The sequence below is a fragment of the Clostridium sp. C2-6-12 genome, from assembly GCF_009928485.1.
Taxonomy (GTDB): domain Bacteria; phylum Bacillota; class Clostridia; order Clostridiales; family Clostridiaceae; genus Clostridium.
Genome location: NZ_JAABNP010000059.1, coordinates 1 through 20070 on the forward strand (window position 1 = coordinate 1; position 20070 = coordinate 20070).

The 20070-nt window shown below is 29.1% G+C and carries 18 protein-coding genes and 1 tRNA gene; 7 read left to right on the forward strand and 12 right to left on the reverse strand.

Features of this window, described 5'->3' with window-relative positions; genetic code table 11:
* Positions 1 to 69: 69 nt before the first annotated feature.
* Together GXK56_RS26140 and GXK56_RS26145 are read right to left on the reverse strand one after the other, a co-directional pair.
* Positions 70 to 144: transfer RNA gene (locus tag GXK56_RS26140), tRNA-Glu, on the reverse strand.
* 162 nt (positions 145 to 306) lie between these two features.
* On the reverse strand, positions 307 to 873 hold the full coding sequence (locus GXK56_RS26145) for a hypothetical protein (protein WP_160693008.1): 567 nt from the start codon (positions 871 to 873) through the stop codon (positions 307 to 309).
* Positions 874 to 983: 110 nt separating this feature from the next.
* Between GXK56_RS26145 and GXK56_RS26150 the strand changes: the two genes are divergently transcribed.
* Positions 984 to 2228 (forward strand): NAD(P)/FAD-dependent oxidoreductase, encoded by a 1245-nt coding sequence (locus GXK56_RS26150; protein WP_160693010.1) that lies wholly within the window; start codon positions 984 to 986, stop codon positions 2226 to 2228.
* A 134-nt stretch (positions 2229 to 2362) separates the two neighbouring features.
* On the opposite strand, the gene GXK56_RS26155 is transcribed toward GXK56_RS26150, so the two are convergent.
* The 3 genes from GXK56_RS26155 to GXK56_RS26165 all read right to left on the reverse strand — a co-directional run bounded on the left by GXK56_RS26155 (position 2363) and on the right by GXK56_RS26165 (position 4962).
* A complete protein-coding gene (locus GXK56_RS26155; protein WP_160693012.1) occupies positions 2363 to 3115 on the reverse strand; it encodes an acyl-ACP thioesterase domain-containing protein in 753 nt (250 codons plus the stop codon).
* A gap of 271 nt (positions 3116 to 3386) precedes the next feature.
* Positions 3387 to 3569: a DUF1858 domain-containing protein gene (locus GXK56_RS26160; protein ID WP_160693042.1), complete on the reverse strand. Its 183-nt coding sequence runs from the start codon at positions 3567 to 3569 to the stop codon at positions 3387 to 3389.
* Between the two features lie 106 nt (positions 3570 to 3675).
* Entirely contained in the window at positions 3676 to 4962 is a 1287-nt protein-coding gene (locus tag GXK56_RS26165) for an adenylosuccinate synthase (protein WP_160693014.1), read from the reverse strand.
* Positions 4963 to 5208: 246 nt separating this feature from the next.
* On the opposite strand from GXK56_RS26165, the gene GXK56_RS26170 reads away from it, so the two are divergent.
* Positions 5209 to 6384: a malic enzyme-like NAD(P)-binding protein gene (locus tag GXK56_RS26170; RefSeq protein ID WP_160693016.1), complete on the forward strand. Its 1176-nt coding sequence runs from the start codon at positions 5209 to 5211 to the stop codon at positions 6382 to 6384.
* 89 nt (positions 6385 to 6473) lie between these two features.
* Here GXK56_RS26170 and GXK56_RS26175 read toward each other — a convergent pair whose 3' ends face one another.
* The gene (locus tag GXK56_RS26175; RefSeq protein ID WP_160693018.1) at positions 6474 to 7364 is read right to left on the reverse strand and encodes a GyrI-like domain-containing protein; all 891 of its coding nucleotides are present in this window, start codon (positions 7362 to 7364) and stop codon (positions 6474 to 6476) included.
* Positions 7365 to 7837: 473 nt separating this feature from the next.
* Here GXK56_RS26175 and GXK56_RS26180 point away from each other — a divergent pair, with 473 nt between their 5' ends.
* From GXK56_RS26180 to GXK56_RS26195, 4 genes are all read left to right on the forward strand, one after another.
* Positions 7838 to 8494, forward strand: a complete 657-nt coding sequence (locus GXK56_RS26180) for a response regulator transcription factor (RefSeq protein WP_160693020.1) — start codon at positions 7838 to 7840, stop codon at positions 8492 to 8494.
* 5 nt (positions 8495 to 8499) lie between these two features.
* Positions 8500 to 9975, forward strand: a complete 1476-nt coding sequence (locus GXK56_RS26185; RefSeq protein ID WP_160693022.1) for a HAMP domain-containing sensor histidine kinase — start codon at positions 8500 to 8502, stop codon at positions 9973 to 9975.
* Between the two features lie 119 nt (positions 9976 to 10094).
* Positions 10095 to 10925 carry a hypothetical protein gene (locus GXK56_RS26190; RefSeq protein ID WP_160693024.1) on the forward strand — a complete coding sequence of 277 codons (831 nt, stop codon included), beginning with the start codon at positions 10095 to 10097 and terminating at the stop codon, positions 10923 to 10925.
* 399 nt (positions 10926 to 11324) lie between these two features.
* Positions 11325 to 11843 carry a hypothetical protein gene (locus tag GXK56_RS26195; RefSeq protein WP_160693026.1) on the forward strand — a complete coding sequence of 173 codons (519 nt, stop codon included), beginning with the start codon at positions 11325 to 11327 and terminating at the stop codon, positions 11841 to 11843.
* Positions 11844 to 11954: 111 nt separating this feature from the next.
* Here the strand turns inward: GXK56_RS26195 and proC are convergent, their stop codons facing one another.
* Positions 11955 to 12761, reverse strand: a complete 807-nt coding sequence (proC, locus tag GXK56_RS26200) for a pyrroline-5-carboxylate reductase (RefSeq protein ID WP_160693028.1) — start codon at positions 12759 to 12761, stop codon at positions 11955 to 11957.
* Positions 12762 to 12909: 148 nt separating this feature from the next.
* Between proC and GXK56_RS26205 the strand changes: the two genes are divergently transcribed.
* Entirely contained in the window at positions 12910 to 13248 is a 339-nt protein-coding gene (locus GXK56_RS26205; protein ID WP_160693030.1) for a hypothetical protein, read from the forward strand.
* A gap of 173 nt (positions 13249 to 13421) precedes the next feature.
* On the opposite strand, the gene GXK56_RS26210 is transcribed toward GXK56_RS26205, so the two are convergent.
* From GXK56_RS26210 to GXK56_RS26230, 5 genes are all read right to left on the reverse strand, one after another.
* Positions 13422 to 14759 carry a replicative DNA helicase gene (locus GXK56_RS26210; protein ID WP_160693032.1) on the reverse strand — a complete coding sequence of 446 codons (1338 nt, stop codon included), beginning with the start codon at positions 14757 to 14759 and terminating at the stop codon, positions 13422 to 13424.
* A gap of 163 nt (positions 14760 to 14922) precedes the next feature.
* Positions 14923 to 16818, reverse strand: a complete 1896-nt coding sequence (gene lonC, locus GXK56_RS26215; RefSeq protein ID WP_160693034.1) for a Lon family ATP-dependent protease — start codon at positions 16816 to 16818, stop codon at positions 14923 to 14925.
* A gap of 12 nt (positions 16819 to 16830) precedes the next feature.
* Entirely contained in the window at positions 16831 to 17277 is a 447-nt protein-coding gene (gene rplI / locus GXK56_RS26220; RefSeq protein WP_160693036.1) for a 50S ribosomal protein L9, read from the reverse strand.
* 2 nt (positions 17278 to 17279) lie between these two features.
* Positions 17280 to 19220 carry a DHH family phosphoesterase gene (locus GXK56_RS26225; protein WP_160693038.1) on the reverse strand — a complete coding sequence of 647 codons (1941 nt, stop codon included), beginning with the start codon at positions 19218 to 19220 and terminating at the stop codon, positions 17280 to 17282.
* 21 nt (positions 19221 to 19241) lie between these two features.
* On the reverse strand, positions 19242 to 19562 hold the full coding sequence (locus tag GXK56_RS26230; RefSeq protein WP_160693040.1) for a MazG-like family protein: 321 nt from the start codon (positions 19560 to 19562) through the stop codon (positions 19242 to 19244).
* Between the last annotated feature and the right edge of the window lie 508 nt (positions 19563 to 20070).

Here is a 20070-nt window from a genome sequence, read left to right on the forward strand (position 1 = left end):
CCTGTGACCCCCTGCTTGTAAGGCAGGTGCTCTCCCAGCTGAGCTATGCGCCCATAAGATAGATATAAATGGTGACTCCTAGGGGAATCGAACCCCTGTTACCACCGTGAAAGGGTGGTGTCTTAACCGCTTGACCAAGGAGCCATGCTGTATTGTCATTTACTTTTGAAGTTCTAACTTTTTTGTTTTTACTTCGCAAGCTGCTGACCACATAGACTATAATACCTAAATTTATATTGTGTGTCAACACATTTTTTCATTTTTTTTATTTTTGTTTTGATTAATTTAATTATAACATGATTTTTATCATATTCTATGGCTATTTTTAAATTTTTCCATATCCTCTTTAAGCCTTGATAAAATGAGGCTTTTCAGCTCTACTTCTCTTTCAATATTGTTTATTTCTTCATACCATGCTTCTAAGCAGTTACCTTTTTCTAATTTATTAATAATTATATTATATTGATCTCTTTTAAAGTTTTTTCCCGATGCTAACACCTCTATAGGAAACGTATTATTTACAATCAATAATATTTCCTTTTCCCATATTCCTTTTTTATTTATCTTATATTTATCTTTTATAACAGTTAAATTTTCAACTTCTTCTTTAATTTCAGTTTTTATTGAGGTATATAATGCATTATAAAAAATTACCGATATTCCCCTTTTTAGTCTAATTTTCAAAAACTCTCTATTATTTATTAAAAATTCATCTATTTCATTTTCACTTACACATTCTACATCTTGAAATGAAAACTCTTTAATTCCTGCTGTATTTGGATAGTTAACAAATATTTTATCAAAATTCATTCTTCTAACCTTAAGTATACTATTGTAATCCTCTAAATTGCAATTGATTACCCTTGCTTTCATATAAAAATCACCTCATTTTAGTATTCCTTTCTTTCATCGTGAATATTACTGTGATAAAATTTATTTACATGCAAAATAAAACAAAGTAAGCAGGGAGTGATTAATAAATAATGATTTATCACGATTTAATAATTATAGGCGGCGGCGCTTCTGGTTTAATGGCTGCAATTGTAGCTAAAGATTTTGGAGTTGATGTTGCCATTATAGAAGGAACTGATAGAATTGGTAAAAAAATTCTGGTTACTGGAAATGGAAGATGTAATATTACAAATAGCAAAATTTCGTTTCCATATAAAAATTTTCATAGTGAAAATAATGATTTTTTTCAAGAAGCTTTAAATAAATTTACAATAGAGGATACAAAAAGTATGTTTCTATCCCTAGGTTTGCCTTTAACTGAACTTGAAAATGGTAAAATGTATCCCAAGTCTCTTCAAGCTTCTTCTGTAATAGATATTTTTAGAATGGCTATTGAGGATAAACAAATACCTTTATATACAAACTGCAAAATTAATTCTATAAATAAAAAGAAAAATTTTATGCTCTCTACTAACAATGAAGAATATAAAAATTTTTCCTGCAGCAAACTTATTTTAAGTTGTGGTGGAAAATCAGCAAACAAAACTGGCTCTGATGGCTCCGGTTATAAACTTAGTAAATCATTTGGACACAATATAGTTGAAACTATTCCTGGTATTGTTCAGTTAAAATTAGATTATCCTTACTTAAAAGCACTATCTGGAATTAAGTTTGATGGAGCTGTTTCTGTTCTTGTGAATGATGAGATTAAATGTAGCGATGTAGGTGAGGTCTTATTTACCGATTACGGCATCTCTGGACCTCCAATAATGCAATTGTCCTCTTATGCTTCTAAAGCTTTAAGTAAAGGTCATAAGGTGACAATAAGAGTGGATATGTTTCCTTCCGAAAGCAAAGAAGAAGTAGAAAGCTTTTTTGCTGGGCATTTTTCAATTTTTAATTATAGGGAAATTTCCTCTGCATTAATTGGAGTAATCAATAAGAAGTTGATTTCTACAATTTTAAAGGAGGTTGGTATAAAAGACATACATCTTCCATGTAGTAATATTGAGTGGAAACTTATTGATAGATTAATTAATAAATTTAAGCAATGGGACTTTAACTGCATTGATACTAATGGTTTTCCTAATGCTCAAGTTACCGTAGGTGGAGTAGACACTAATGAAGTAAATAATATTACTCTTGAGTCTAAATTAGTTAAAGATCTTTATTTCTGTGGTGAAATCCTTGATGTTCATGGTGACTGCGGAGGATTTAATCTTCAGTGGGCTTGGAGTTCTGGCTATTTAGCTGCAAAATCTGCTGCTAATAAATAATATAATTACCTAGTAGTACTATTAACAAATATCAATTAATCCTAAATAAAAAATGAATGTAGCCAGATTTTTTTAACAAAATCTATCTACATTCATTTTTTATTATACTATGCATTAAAGACTCTATTTATATCTTAGTCTGCTTTTTCCCATTCTGCTTCCAATAATGTTAATTGGCTGCCTTCATTATTTCTTATTTTATGATAAGTCTTTAATTTTTTATCGTCTACTTCTTTTACTGTTGCTGATACTGAAATCTTTTCTCCATATGTTGTTTCTTTCTCAAAAACCACTTTAATTCTAGTAAGAACATAATTCCTTATTACTTCTGGTGGAACGGCTTCAATTGCCCATTCAACATAATTAACGTTATTAACATGGTTATTTGAATCAATATCACTATATCTAATATCGAATTCCTTAATGTTTTCTTCTTCATCCCACTTTTCTATTTTATCCATTGATATATCACAATCTAAATCACCATCTACACCATAAGAATTATATTGCTCTTCTTGTATTCTCATTGGTCTTCTTTTTTCAATATCAATTAAAAAGAATAATGCAGTACCCTCTCCAATTAGATTTTCTTCTTCATCCTTAATAAAATATTTTCTTAATCCATAGAATTTTTTAAACCCTACGGGTTCTGTAGTAATACTTATAGTTTCTCCAAACACTGGGTATTTGTACATTTTTATATCATACTTATAAAATACCCAACCACAATTATTTTTTAAGCAATAATCAATTCCTACACCTAATTGTTCTGATTGCTGAGTACCTATATCCTCAAGAAAATTAATTATAGCTGGTAATTTGCATCTCATTTTTGAATTTACTTCATAATAATGTATTTCATATTTTTTTGTAAAATTCTTACCCATACTTTCCCTCTTCTCCTAGCATTAATCTATTACTTATTAATTTTATCCTTAAATTTATGTCTCGTACAATAATCTTATCATAATTATTGAGCTAATTAGAACAACTTTAATTTATTTTATAAAAGCCCCCAAGATTTTCATAGTTCTTTCTAACTTTTTAAATCTAAATTAACTACATGAAATATCAAGCCACAATTGTAACCTTATTATATATTTCTGAAGAACTAAAAAGAGGACTTCCATTTAAGAAAATCCTCTTTCAAATATTTAATTATCTATTTAATGCTTCTAATAAATCGTCTAGATTTAATCCATGAACAGTAGCAGCTTCTGCTATGGTTTCTGCTTGAGCTGATGGACATCCAACGCATCCCATTCCAAAACTCATTAAAACTTGTGCTTTAGACATATCTGCATTAACTACTTGACCAATTGTCATATCCTTAGTTATCATCATTTCACCTTCTTTAAAACTTTATATATCTAGTGTACATAATAAATTATATTTTATACAACTAATAAAGTCAATACCCGAGTATAATGATAAACTATGAATCGTTTTATATACTATCGATTCTCATTGTTTGATCTCTCTTTGGACCAACTCCAACTATTGAAATCTTAGTATCTGTAAATTCTGCTATTCTATTCAAGTAAGTTTTAACATTGTGAGGAAGGTCTTCATAACTTCTAACATCAGCTACGCTGTCATCCCATCCATCAAATTCTTCATATATTGGTTCACATTTAGCTAAATCTTCTAAACTTGCTGGGAAGTAATCAATAATAGTATCATTAAATTTATATCCAACACATACTTTAATCTTTTCAAGACCAGCTAATGTATCAATTTTAGTTACAGCTAATGAAGTTAATCCACTTACTCTTGCAGCAGTTTTAACAATAACTAAGTCTAACCATCCACATCTTCTTGATCTTCCAGTAGTTACACCATATTCATGACCCTTTTCTCTGATCCAGTCTCCAGTTTCATCAAGTAATTCTGTTGGGAATGGCCCTTTACCAACTCTTGTAGTATAAGCCTTTGTTATACCTACAGCATTAGTGATCATGTTAGGTCCTATTCCAACACCACTAGCTACTCCACCTGCTGTTGTATTAGATGATGTTACATATGGGTATGTTCCATAATCAATATCTAATAACATACCTTGAGCGCCTTCAAATAAGATAGTATTATCTGCTTTAATTTCGTTGTATACTCTAACAGATGTATCTTGAACGAATGGTCTTAACTTCTTAGCAAATTCTAAGTATTCTTTTAATATTTCATCATAGTTTAAAGCTTCTCCGCCTAAAACTTTAGTGATATATTCATTTTTCATTTTTATATTTTCTTGTAATTTTTCTGCAAAAACATCTTCATGCATTAAATCACAAACTCTGATTCCACATCTTTCAAATTTATCTGTATAACAAGGTCCTATTCCTTTACCTGTAGTACCTATATCATTTTTTCCTCTAGCTTTTTCTTTTAAAATATCTAATGTCTTATGATATGGCATGATAAGTTGTGCTCTGTCACTTACTATAAGCTTTTCTGGTGTAACCTTAACGCCAACACCTTCTAAGTATTCTATTTCGTCAAATAGAGCTTTTGGATCTACAACTACTCCATTTCCTATTACGTTTAATTTATCATCATATAAAATTCCTGATGGTATTAAGTGCAGTTTATATTCTTTATCGCCAACTACAACAGTGTGACCAGCATTATTTCCTCCTTGAAATCTAACAACTACATTAGCTTCTTCAGCTAGGTAATCTGTCATCTTTCCTTTTCCTTCATCTCCCCATTGGGCTCCTAAAACAATAAATGCTGACATTTATCTTGCCTCCTTAAAATAAGTAATCTTATTTCCCTTTATTTTAACTATATATTTGGAGTTTTATAAATTTACATTTTTATCTCTCCTTTTAAATATTAGCAAAGTACCCTGTCATGGTCAACTATATATCGAATATTTTTTTGCTTTTTATGAAAATAATTCGTATAATTATACTATATTATTGAATTTATGATTAATTTATATAAAATTTAAATATATTTAAACTATTAAGGAGTGTTTTTTATGAATATTTATGAAGAGTCATTAAAATTCCATGAAGAAAAAAGAGGTAAATATGAAATCAAACCAACTTGCGAAGTAAATAATGCTAAGGATTTAAGTCTTGCATATACCCCTGGAGTTGCAGAGCCTTGTCGTGAAATACATAAAGATCCTGCAAAAGCTTACATATATACTCGTAAATGGAATACAGTTGCTGTTGTTTCTGATGGTACTGCTGTTTTAGGACTTGGAGATATTGGACCTCTTGCAGCACTGCCTGTTATGGAGGGTAAAAGTGTATTGTTTAAGGAATTTGGTAATGTAGATGCATTTCCTATAGTTTTAGATACTAAAAATGTAGATGAAATTGTTAATACAGTTGCAAATATAGCTCCAACTTTAGGTGGCATTAACTTAGAAGATATTTCTGCCCCTAGATGCTTTGAAGTTGAAAAAAGATTAAAGGAAAGATTAGATATTCCAGTTTTTCATGATGACCAACACGGTACAGCAATTGTTGTTTTAGCTGGTCTTGTCAATGCATTAAAAATAGTTGAAAAAGAATTAGAAAATATCAAAGTAGTAATTAATGGAGCTGGTTCTGCTGGAACTGCCATCTGTAAGTTATTACTTTCTTCTGGTGTTAAAAATATAGTAATGTGCGATATAAATGGTGTAATAAGCAGAGATAAAGATTTAAGTGACAATATTTATATGCAGGAATTAGCTAATATAACTAATCCAAACAATGAAACTGGAACTCTTAAAGATGTAATGAATGGTGCAGATGTATTTATAGGAGTTTCTGCTCCAAATATAGTTTCAAAAGAAATGGTTAAAACTATGAATAAAGATGGAATAATATTTGCAATGGCAAATCCAACTCCTGAAATATTCCCAGAAGATGCAAAAGAAGCTGGAATTGCAGTAATGGGAACTGGACGTTCAGATTATCCAAATCAAATAAACAACGTATTAGCCTTCCCTGGTGTATTTAGAGGTGCATTAGATGTAAAAGCTACTGAAATTAATGAAGAAATGAAGGTTGCTGCAGCTTATGCAATTGCAAATGCAATATCTGATGAAGATTTAAACCCTGAATGCATAATTCCAAAGGCTTTTGATTTAAAGGTTCAATCTTTAGTAGCAGAAGCTGTTAAGGATGCAGCAATTAAGAGTGGCGTTGCAAGAGCTTAAATATTATTAATTTTAAAAGAAGGAGTATCCTATTAATGATAGTTTACTCCTTCTTAACTATTTGTAAATTATTCTGATTATATTACCTTCTACTTTCTAGTAACTCTTATCCAGGTTTCGCAATAACATTTACCATTTTCTTTATTGTAATACATCTCAAATTCATAACCGTCTATCTTTTCATAGCTTGCAGTAGGTAGCCATTCTGTATATACCCTTTTTACTAGATTTTGAATAACACCGCTTGTTTCCTCCTTTGTATGTTCTTCTGTAGTAAATATAGCCCAAGTTGCAGCAGGCACATTAACTTCTGTATAACCGTCTGTAACACTTTTAGGTGTTTTTAATGCACATAGCATATACGGAAACGTACTACCTCCTGTTCTTCTGTAATCGCAAATGGAGTTAACAGGACCAAGACCATATCTATTATTCCATTCCTCTCCAGTTGCTTTGATAATCTTATCTAAGGTTCCTTTATGAAATTCATCGTACCAAAACTTAGGTATAGACCTAAGATTATCACCATTTTCTGTATTAAATATTCCTTCTACACCAAAAACCGTAAATGCTTCTTTTTCTTCAATCTTATAATTCATCTCTACATCTCCTTTAATAGAAATATGAAAGGATAAACGCGGATAAGCTTTAAGCTGAACACCCTTATTGCGTGCCGATGTAGGTGTTACTCCGTGCATATTAAGGAATGCACGTGTAAAAGCTTCTGGAGATTGGTAACCATACTTAAGAGCAAGGTCAATAACCTTTATGCTACTATTTTGGAGTTCAAATGCTGCAAGTGTTAATCGTCTTCTCCTAATATATTCAGATAGCGGAACTTCAGTTATAAATGAAAACATGCGTTGAAAATTATAAACAGAAGTACACGCTATTTGAGCAAGTTGTTCATAGTCAATATGCTCCTCTAGATTATCCTCCAAATAATATAATGCATCATTCATTTTCTTTAACCACTCCATAAGCTTTCCTCCATTTTCACCTTTAATTTATTATTGCATTATCCTTTCATTTACTATTTTACAGTAGATATACCTATTCTTCCTTGCAATCTATGCACAATACTGCAAGATAAATGTTAACCCTATAAAAAATAACATTCCATAAATTATTATAACTCTAAGATTAACTTAAACTAAAAAACAATCTAGAAATAATACTAACCAAACTTAGTATATTTGTTTGAAATTATTTGCATCAACAACTTTGAATTTAGTTTTATACCCAAAAAATTATTATGAATCTTATTCACATCTTGTATGATTTGAAATTTTCCACAGATTAATCTCATCTACTTTATCCACAAAATAACTTTATCAAAAGATTTTACAACTATTTTGCAATTCCTGTTAAATAATTGTTATATAATGGACATATAACTTTTTATTACAACTTTATTTAAAAATAACAAAATTCTTAAACAGGAGGAGTAAATTTGAAAATACATATTTTAATTATAGAAGACGATGAAGCCATTTCTAATTTAATAAAAATAAACTTAAATATGGCTGGATATGAAAGTAGACAAGTATTTGATGGTGTGGATGCCTTCAATTTACTAAAAGAAGAATCTTTTGATTTAATACTTATGGATATTATGCTTCCAGGCATGGATGGTTTTGAGTTATTAGATAAAATAAGAAATTTAAATATACCAGTAATATTTTTAACAGCTAAAAACGGACTTGCCGATAAGGTTATGGGGCTTAAATCTGGTGCAGAGGACTATATTGTAAAGCCATTTGAAACAGTTGAATTACTAGCAAGGATTGAAGTTGTTTTAAGACGATATTCTAAAAATAGCGATTGTATTGAATTTAATAACCTAAAAATATATGAAGATGAAAGAATTATTAAAAAAAATGATGAGACTATAGAACTCACTTTAAAAGAATTTGAACTTATGCTTATGCTTGTGAAAAATAAAAATATGGCTTTATCCAGGGAATATTTATTAGAAAAGATATGGGGATATGAATATATGGGTGAAACAAGAACTATAGATACTCATATTCAAAAGATAAGAAAGAAGCTTCATATTGGTGATTACATAAAAACTGTATATAAAATTGGCTACAGGTTAGAGGAGTAATAGATATGAAATTATGGTTGAAAATATACCTATTTTCTTTACTATTGCTTATATTTACATTAAATATTACTGGATTTGTATTGATACAAAAGTTTCATAATGATGCAATGGAAAAGGAAGTTAATAAGTGCATTGCACAACAAAAATTTATTTCTTCACAATTAAGAATAAATTCTATATCTCTACAGAAAATTCATTCAGATTATTCTCCAGACATAAACATGCCAATCAGTACTTTGATGTGTGAATATAATAGCACTATTGATCATGAAGATTGGACACAAGGAGAGATAGAAATTTTAAATCAACAGGATAAAATATTATATTCAGATGTGAATTTTCCCAATTATGATGAAAAGGCAGAATTAGAAGATCTTTCAATAAGTACAATCAAGTACATTATTCGGACATTAGATAATAAACAATATTTATATGTGAGCAGTTTAATTAATATTTATAATACTCCAATAAAAATACATTATGCTAAGGATATTTCAAGCATATACACTGAAAAAATGAAGTATTATACTCTTTTTATGAAATTAGATATCCTGATTTGTTCTCTTTTTGCTATCTTTATGTTTTTTATTAGTCGATTGATAACAAAACCAATAGATACCTTAATAGACTCAACTCAAAAAATATCTATGGGGCAGTATTCTGAACGTATTAATAAAATAAGATCAAAAGATGAATTTTATGTTCTTTCAAATCACTTTAACCTTATGGCACAGACAGTAGAAGACAAGATAAATGAGTTAGAATTATCCAATATTGAAAAGGACACTTTTATAAATAATCTTACTCATGAACTTAAAACTCCTTTAACTTCTATAATTGGATATGCCAATTTAATAAGAGGCTCCAAATATAGCGAAGAACTATTTTTTGAAGCTGCAGATTACATTTATAAAGAGGGAAAAAGGCTTGAACAGATGGCATTTAAAATGATGGATTTAATTTATACAAAGAATCAGGAGTTCAAATTAACACCTGAAAAAATAATGCCAATAATATATGAAGTTGAAAAGTCTCTGATTGTTAAACTTAAGGATAAGAATATTGATTTAATTATTGAAGGTGAAGAATGCATATTAGATTTGGACAAAGATTTAATCAAGATGGCGCTCTGCAATCTAATAGAAAATGCTATAAAAGCATCGCAAAATAATGCCAAAATATATTTAAAAGTAACTGACTTAAACAATAAAACCACTATATCCATAAAGGATTCAGGTTCAGGTATAGCTAAAGAACATTTGAATAAAATATGGCAGCCTTTCTATGTTGTAGATAAAGCGCGAAGCAGAAAAAGTAATGGTGCAGGAATTGGATTATCTATCTGTAAAAAGATAGTGGAAGTTCATAATGCTGAAATTGAAATAAATAGTGAATTAGGCCAAGGCACAAAAGTAACCATAACTTTCAATAATTCTATTGCATCAGTAAATAAGCGACATGGATCTATAAATTTAAAATAGATTAAAATTTGCAACTATTTTACATTTCAAATAAACATCTGAGACATTTAAATTTTATAATTAAAGAGTGGTAAGTACTTACACACAATTTTTAATTTAAAATAAATGGAGGAATTATTATGTTTTCAAAAAAATTATTAGCAGTATTTGTAGCAGCAGGAGTAGTAGCATCTACTAGTACTATATTCAATGAAATAAATATAAAAGGAGCTTTTGCAGATACTATAAAACAAAATGTAGTTTATTCAAAAGATAACGCTGCATCAGTCTCTCAAAATAATATTAAATTAAGCGATGCTGACAATAAAGAAATTAAAGAAAAATCTTCAGAAGCATTAAAAAACTACTTATCTGTATCAACTGATACAGATAAAGATTTTGAATATAGTTCAGAATTAATGAATGAAACAACTTTGATTGACGAAGAAGCAAGAGAACAAAAAAGATTACAAGAGGAATATGATAAGAAGGAAATTTCTACTGAAGAGTATAATCAAGAAAAAGCATACATTCCCCAAATTGTAAATGGACTTAAAAATCATATAGCCAAATTAAAACATGGAGTTATTACAGCTAAATGGTCTCATAAAAATGGCAATATGTATACCGTAGAATTTAATGAAAATACAAAGGAAATAGAATGTGTTCAGAAAGCCCTTAATATGGATGATACTAGTAGACCAGAAGCTAAGTTAGCATTTAGTGAGCAACAATTAAAAAATACAGCAGAAAACTTTATTAAAGAACATAAACTAGGCGATTTACAAAAACCTAACTTCATACTTCTTGAAGATAATGAGGAATTCTATCAAGTTTTCTATCAAGAAGAAAATGATCCAAGTAAAAAAGTAGGAGTATATATTGATAGTCATACAGGTCAAGTAACTGAATTTTTAACAAAATCAACTGCAAACTTAATTTATGATAACATGATTAATCTAAAAAAATAATATATGGATTTAAATAATTGGGGAGAATCAGTCTATTATATGGACGGTTCTCCTTCATTTATTTGTTTATGAAGTATTATTAAATTACCTAACATAACTTTCTATATTTTTATTTTTTATAGATATGTTGTATTAATTTAAGTTTTCCACAAGATAAAACAATCAAATTTATCCACAAAAATTATTTCAAAAGTTATTCACAATATTTATATAATTTTTTATCCACAATTTATATTGCTTCAAATTTTCCACAAATGAAATAGTATTACTTTGTCCACAAAATAATATTATAGAATCTATAATAGAAAAATTAAATTGAAATCATAAATATATTTATAGACAATAAATAAATATTTTATTACCATATAATTAATATTAACCTTATCAGGAGTGATGCGCATGGAGCAATTATTAATACCTATAAGCAGTGAAGAATTTAATAATATGGTGAGTATAAGATTTAAAAATATTCTAGATGGTTTTGATTTGTTTAAAAGTTTCACTATTGAAGCTAGTAATATTACAGATGGAGAAGATAGGCTCATTAAATTTATAGAAGCGATTTTCCAAAAAAACAATAATCAAGGATATATAGATTTTTATATAAATAAACTTTCTTCTGAAGATAGAGAAAAACTTATTTCATTAATTTGCGAGGAAGATGTCAAAATACTAAAACACCATTTAAATCTTGAATCTACTAACAGTGTTTATTATAGGCTAATAAATAAAGACTTAATACCATTTTTAGTTCGTTTAAATACAAGAGAACTCTTCTTTGTCACTTTTTATTTTTCTAACAAACCAATTACTATATGGGGAAATTACAATATGAAATTTCCATGTTTTTTTAATAGTGAAGAAGATTTTGATTTTTATTTTGATTTGTCTAAATCTTTTGGTTTTCAGTCTGTCTGATAAAATACGTATTTAAACAAATAAAAATGAATATCTAAACTTGTTAAAAAACCTTTAGATATCCATTTTTAATTTTATATTTATATATTGTTATAATTTTATCCTGCTTTTCTATTTTTCCATGCTCTTAGACTTTTCTGCACACTTATCTATAGCTTGTATAACACTATTTCTAAAACCTAGTTTTTCTAGTTCAACAACTGCATCAATTGTAGTTCCTGCTGGTGAGCAAACCATATCCTTTAATTCACCTGGATGTGTGCCTGTTTCAAGTACCATTTTAGCAGAACCTAAAACGCTTTGCGCTGCCATTCTATAAGCTTTAGCTCTTGGAATTCCTAGTTTTACTGCTCCATCAGCCATTGCTTCTATAAACATAAATACATATGCAGGTGATGACCCACATAAAGCTGTAAAACCGTGAAAATCTTTTTCATCTAATTGAACACATTCCCCAAAGCTTTCAAACATTTTAAAGCAATATTCTAATTCTTCTTTTGATACATTCTTATTTGGGCATACCCCAGACATTGCTTCTCCTACAAGCGCAGGTGTATTGGGCATAGTTCTTATTACCTTAAAATCATGTCCAAGCCATTCCTCCATATTATCAATAGAAATTCCTGCTGCCACCGTAATAATTAATTTATCTTTAGTTAACTCACTTTTAACTTCATCTATAACAGTCTTGTACATAAAAGGTTTAACAGCTAAAACTAAAATTTCAGCTTCACTTGCAACAATTTTGCTGTCTAAGGTTGTTGTAACTCCAAACCGTTCTTCTAATTTCTTTGAGGATGCTTCTGTTTTTGTAGAAATGATTATATTATCAGCTCCTAAAAAACCTGATTTAATTATTCCTCCTACCATAGAACTTCCCATGTTTCCACAACCTACAAATCCAATTTTCTTACTCATTTTATAGCCCCCATTTTAAATTTTTTTTTGTTATAAATTCATTTTTTTTGATTTTATATAAGATTTTTAATTTTAGACCTTCACAATCATAGTATAGCTTATTTAAAAGAAGACAAACTAAAATTGTATATGAAAGGAGGTAATCTATATGAAAAATAACTCTTTAATATATAATAATTCTCTAATGGAACAAGGAGATTTTATTAATAACATTTTGAATTCGGACACAGAAAATGAATTACCTACATATGAAATTAAGGAAACTCTAAAATTCTATTACATAAATGTGACTTCATTTTATGGTGATAAGCACATATTAGAATTATCTTCTAAAAATGATTTTTTAATATTAAAAATAAAATTTAAAAATGCTTTAAAAAAATCACCTATTGAAACAATTTTTTATTTAGCAGATATTGATTTAAATAATATTTTACTTATTGATAATAACCATAATTTAAAATTAATAATCCCTAAACTACTTTAAAATATCTAATTTATATAATGATTTTTATAATTCCATAAATTTAAAAAATGTAAAATCAATATACTTTAAGAATCATAATACTATAGATAATATTCAAAGATATAAGAAACATTTGAATTATATCAAATTAATTTCTTATATCTTTTCTAATATTATCTCAATTTATTAAAATTTTATTCTCTATGAATTACATCCAGATTTCCAAATTTACTGAATTGTCCAAGCCAAGCTAGCCTAACAGTACCAACCGGACCGTTTCTTTGCTTAGCCATTATACATTCACCTATATTTTTATCTTCAGTTTCTTTATTGTAATATTCATCTCTATAAAGGAACATAACAATATCGGCATCCTGCTCTATAGAACCTGATTCTCTTAAGTCTGATAACATAGGTCTATGATCTGCTCTTTGTTCAGGTGCACGGGATAACTGAGATAAAGCTATTACCGGGCATTCCATTTCCTTAGCTAACGCCTTAATAGATCTTGATATTTCAGATACTTCTTGTTGTCTATTATCACTGCCAGTTCCTCCAGACATAAGCTGCAAGTAATCTATAACTATTAAGTCTATACCGTACTCCATCTTAAGTCTTCTGCATTTTGATCTCATCTCCATAACAGTTACCCCTGCAGTATCATCTATATAAATTTTTGCCTTTGATAGAGGGCCTGCTGCCATAGCTATGTTCTCCCAATCCTTATCTTCCAAGGCTCCTGTTCTAAGCTTAAGCATATCAACGTTTGCTTCTGAACATAGCAATTTATACGCTAATTGTTCCTTAGACATTTCCAGAGAGAATACTACAACACTTTTATGTTCTCTAAGTGCTACATGCTCTACTATATTTAAGGCAAATGTTGTTTTTCCCATTGATGGTCTTGCTGCAATTAATATCATATCACCACTTTGAAATCCAGAAGTTTTTGCATCTAAATCAACAAAACCGGATCCAACTCCAGTAATTTCTCCTCTATTGTTAAAGAGTTTTTCTATTTGCGCAAATCCTCTTTCCAATACATCACTTAATGGCTCAAAATCCTTTGTTGTTCTTTTTTCAGCTATGTTAAATATTTTCTTTTCAGCACTATCTACAACATCTTCTACATTACTTTGATTATTATAACTTTCTTCAATTATAGCTGTTGATGACTTAATAAGCTTTCGGAGTGTAGATTTATCTGAAACTATTTTTATGTACGCACTCAAATTCGCAGTTGTTGGAACTGAAGAACTTAGTTCTGTCACGTATGTTACTCCCCCAGCTCTCTCAAGCATATCAGTGCTTTTCAAATATTCTAGTAAAGTTAATAAATCTATAGCTATGTCATTTCTAAACATCTCTAATACAGCTTTATAAATCACCTTATGACCATCTCTATAAAAATCCTCTTCCTCAAGCTCTTCTAACACTTTCGCAATAGCATTTTTGTCTATAATCATAGAACCTATAACTGATTGTTCTGCTTCTATACTTTGAGGTAAACTTCTCATAACTGATCCATCCAAGTTTTTCTTCCTCCCTTCTAATCATCATTTGACAATTATTATTATTTCATCTTTTGCATTTTAATCCATTATAATTCTATCATTTCTTAAACATAATGAAAAGTGAATTTACCATGATTAAATAAGCCTCCTCTTATTCAAAAGGAGACTCATTTTTATAAGATTAATTTAATGCTATTTCCATAAGTTCTTCTATTGATGTTATTACTTTAACCTGAATATCTTCAGTATTTAATGGAATTTCTTTTTCATTGTCTTTTGGAATTGCAACAATCTTTATTCCCATTCTTCTAGCACCATATATCTTTTCAAATATTCCACCAACAGGCTTAACCTTGCCTTGAAGAGATATTTCTCCTGTAATGGCTAAATCCTGTCTTATCGGTTTATTTAATAAGGAACTTATTATACAAATAGTTATAGCAGCTCCTGCTGAAGGTCCATCTATTTTACCTCCACCAATAACATTAACATGAATATCATAATCTTTAATATCTTTATCTGTTAGATTTCTAATAACTGATGCAGCATTAAATACTGAATCTTTAGCCATAGAACCAGCTGTATCATTAAATCTAACAACACCACTGCCCTTCTTCTTGGCTGGGAATACAGCAGCTTCAATTTCTATTGTGGAACCTAAGAATCCACTAACACCTAAGCCATAAACATGCCCTATTTCTTTTCTATCTATATTAGCTAATCTTTCAATCGGAGTATATCTTCCAATGGATATTACTTCATCTAAATCAGATAATTTTATTACTAAATCATCTACCATTTTTTTATTTGAATATAATGCATATCCATATGTATCTGTTAATATATTTACAGCTTTTCTACCCTCAAAAGTATAATTACTAATTTTCTCAGCAACACCAGCTTCTAATTTAACTTTTAATTTTCTAGCAGCATCTTCTACTATAAGAACTATATCAGACGAAGAAAGAGGTTCAAAATATACTTCTGTACATCTTGATCTTAGAGCTGGATTAATTTCACTTGGACTTTTAGTTGTAGCTCCAATTAAAACAAAATCAGCTGGTGCTCCATTATCGAATAAGTATTTAATATATTTAGGAATACTTTCATCATCTGGGTCATAGTAAGATGATGAAAATTCTACTCTCTTGTCTTCTAAAACCTTTAAAAGTTTGTTTTGGAGCATAGAATCCAATTCACCAATCTCATCTATAAATAATATTCCTCCATGAGCTTGAGTAACTAAGCCTGGTTTTGGTTCTGGTATACCAACCTCTGCTAAATCTCTCTTGCTTCCTTGATATATAGGATCATGTACTGAGCCTAATAGGGGATTGGTTATTTCCCTAGGATCCCATCTCAATGTAGTTCCATCTACTTCAACAAATTGAGATTTATCATCAAATGGAGTATACGAAAGCTTTTTAACCTCTTCTAAAGCAAGTCTGGCTGCTGTAGTCTTTCCAACACCTGGTGGTCCATATAAGATTATATGTTGTGGATATGGTGAAGAAAGCTTTGATATTAATGATTTTATAGCTCTCTCCTGACCAACAACCTGATTAAACTCCATAGGTCTTAAAAAACTCATAATATTTTTACTTGTAGTTCTGCTATCTAATTCTATTAAATTATTTAATTTATTGATAGTTTTCTTATTTTCACTGCCCTTTTGCTTATTTATAACTGAAAGTCTAACTTCATCTATGTACTTTTCTTGTTTTTCCATAATAGATTGCTCAACTTGTGATTCAATCTTACTTTGAACATATCTTTTAGCCAATTCATCTGAAATTAATCTAACAGTTTTCTCTACAGCCTTTTGTAAATCATCTTTTTTAGGTGGACTTTTTAAATCTTTACCCTCAGATAAGATTGTATTTAATGCAAAAATTCTATCACAAGGATTTGACGATTGTATAAATTTATCTAATTTAAATCTAACTGTTCTAGCTCTAAATGCGCCTTTATCAAGGACATTTTTGGTTATAGAAAATAATGCTTCTATTTGCGACTCTGTTGATAAAGTTCCTGAAATAATATCCTGCAATAAACTTGCATCATCATATGGCTTCAAAGTTAATCCTCCTTATTCTTGTGGGACAATAATCACTTTCATTTTAGTACTAACCTCTGGATATAACTTTACATCTATTTCATATCCACCTGCTAGTTTTATTGTATCCATAACAATTTTCTTTTTATCTATTTCAATTTTATATTGTTGTTTAATTAATTCTGCAACATCCTTGCTTGTAATAGCTCCAAATAATTTTCCGCTATCTCCTGTTTTAGCAGTTATTTTTACTTCTTTACCTTTTAATTCTCCAGCTAATTTTTGTGCTGCTTCTAATTCTGCTAATTTTTGCTTTCTTTCATTTTCTTTTTTATTATTTAAGATATGCATATTTGCATCACTAGCTTCTTGTGCTAATTTCCTAGGAAATAAAAAGTTTCTTGCATATCCATCTGAAGCTTCAATAACCTCTCCTTTTTTTCCTACTCTTTTAACATCTTGTAACAAAATAACCTTCATATTCATTCACCTATCCTTAAGTATTTTTTCATTGCTTCTTTTAACTCAATAATTACTTCTTCCATTGTTTTATCTGACATCTTAGTTCCTGCGATATTCATATGTCCGCCTCCTCCTAGTGCTTCTAGTACAACTTGAACATTAATATCTCCAACGGATCTTCCACTAACATATATCTCATCATTTATTTCACCTAAAACAAAGCTTACAGAAATTCCTGATATATTTAGAAGCTCATCAGCAGCTTTTGCTATAATTACAGTATCTATGTTTTTGGGTGTTATTGCAATAGCTGCTTTATCAGTTACTTGTGCTGATTTTATGGTTTCAGCAATAAGTAGATAATCCTCTAAATCATCAGTAAACATTTTTTTTACTTCTATAGTATCTGCTCCAAGTGATTTTAAGAATGAGGCCGCCTCAAATGTTCTAACTCCTGTTTTAAAAGAAAAGCCCTTTGTATCCATAAATATACCTGCAAGCAATCCTTCTGCTTCAGTTCTTGTTAAGTTAGGTTTTTCAACCATATATTGAATAATCTCTGTAACCATTTCAGATGTAGACGATGCATATACTTCTATGTAATTTAATATATCATGCTCTATCATATCTGGACTTCTTCTATGATGGTCTATTATAACTTTTCGTTGAGCTTCCTCTATTAATTGCAAATCAGCAATATAACCTTTATTATGAACATCTACAAGAATAACTAATGTCTGACTATCTAATTTATTTCTAGCTTCTTCTATATTTATAAATAAATCTTCATATTTAGGATCACTATTTAATCTTCCTAAAAAATAATCAATAGCATTTATATCATTATCTAATATTATATTGCAATTTTTACCTAATTGTTTAACTACACTTGCTAATCCAACCGCAGATCCAAAACAATCCATGTCAGGATTTTTATGTCCCATAATATATACTTTACTACTTTCATAAATCAACTCTTCCAGAGCTCTGGCTACTACTCTTGCTTTTACTTTAGTTCTTTTCTCTATCTCTTTAGTATTTCCACCAAAAAACTTTATTTCATTATTTGACTTTACTACAACTTGGTCTCCACCTCTACCCAACGCTAATTCTTTTGCTATATTAGCATTATTATAATTTTCTAAAGGAGACATTCCACCTTTACCTACACCTATACTAAGCGTAACCTCAATAGAATTTCCTTTATCTATTTGAGAAACTACTTCCATTATATTGAATTTACTTTCAATTTCTTCTTCAATATACTTGTCTTGAATTGATAATACATACTTATTTGTATCATATTTTTTTATCATAGCCTTCAAATTTCCTGCATAAGTATTTATAGTTCTTTCAATTTCTGCAACTAAAAGAGGTCTATTACTTTCATCGGTTTTATCTAAAGCTTCTGCAAAATTATCTACTTCAATTAACATTATACTTTCTTTGGTTGTTTCATAATCTATAAGTTTTGTTATGTCATTAAAAGATAATAAATATAAATATTCTTCATCTTGTGCTTCTATCATAGTTACATATACATCATATAGCTTTTCATTAATATTTAACCTTTGATGTGAATTTTCTTCACGCTTTAAAATACTTTCTAATTTTAACCCTCTAGTTACACTTAAAATATTTTTTCCTGAATTTTCTTCATTAATTTTTAATGCACTAAACAAATTATTATACCATACTAATTCACCATCTTCTTTTATCAATGCTAATGGATAAATGTATTTTAATACATTTTTAGATAACCCTTCGTCTATGGCTTTTACAAATGAATTGTTGTCATTTTCCTTTACCCAATAGTAGTTTAATTGATAAAAATTATATATCATATAGATTATAAAAATAACCATACCTATACTTGTATAATTATATGCAAATAATATTATTAAAATTATAATCACTAATCCAGGTGCAAGCAAGCGTTTAAGCATAGTTATCCCATTCATAAAAAGCCTCCTAAGGTATATTTAATCTCTTCTGTTGTTAATATAACGTTTTAATTTACTTAAGCTTTTCCCCTCTTTTTCAACTTGATCCTCCGCTCTTATACCCATATCTAATTTTGATTTAATAACATGATCTACATCTTCAAATGAATACCCTAGTTTCTCGCCTAAAATATATAATATACTTATAGCACCTGAAATACAATCTAGAATAGAATCACGTGCAACATTATTTCCTTTTGTTAAAAGCTTAAAAAATTCCCCCACAATACAAAGAAGTTGTGCTTTCAAATCTTCTATTATTTTAATATTGGTCATTATATTAAAATTATCTCTCCTCATGATCATATCACCTCTCTCAAAACCCTTGTATTCTTATTTTAATTTTTTTTTATAAGCATTGCAAGATTTTATAATACTTTTTCTATATTTTACCATATTATTTGTTAGGTGTTAATGAATTGATTAATAGTTAATCATTATTAATTAAGATTTATAAGATCTTATTTGTGCTTATTTAAGCTCTGCGTTTTGCTTCTCAGTTTTTTATATGTAATAAGTTTATAATTTAGGGCAAAGGTTCCTATTGCATCATAATTGCTCTTTCTATATTTTAAAAGCTCCTAATTGCAACTTAGTTGCTCTTTTTAGAGGTGAAAAGTTCATGATTGGCATAGCCACTCTTTTTAGAATTGGAAAGTTCCGCATTGCAGCATGACTGCTCTTTTTATATGTGAGAAGTTCCGGATTGCAGCATAGCTGCTCTTTTTATAGGTGTATAATTTCTTGTACAAAAAAGGGGCTGTCGCACTAAATAATTAGTGCACGGCTCTTTTTGTGTGAAAAAATA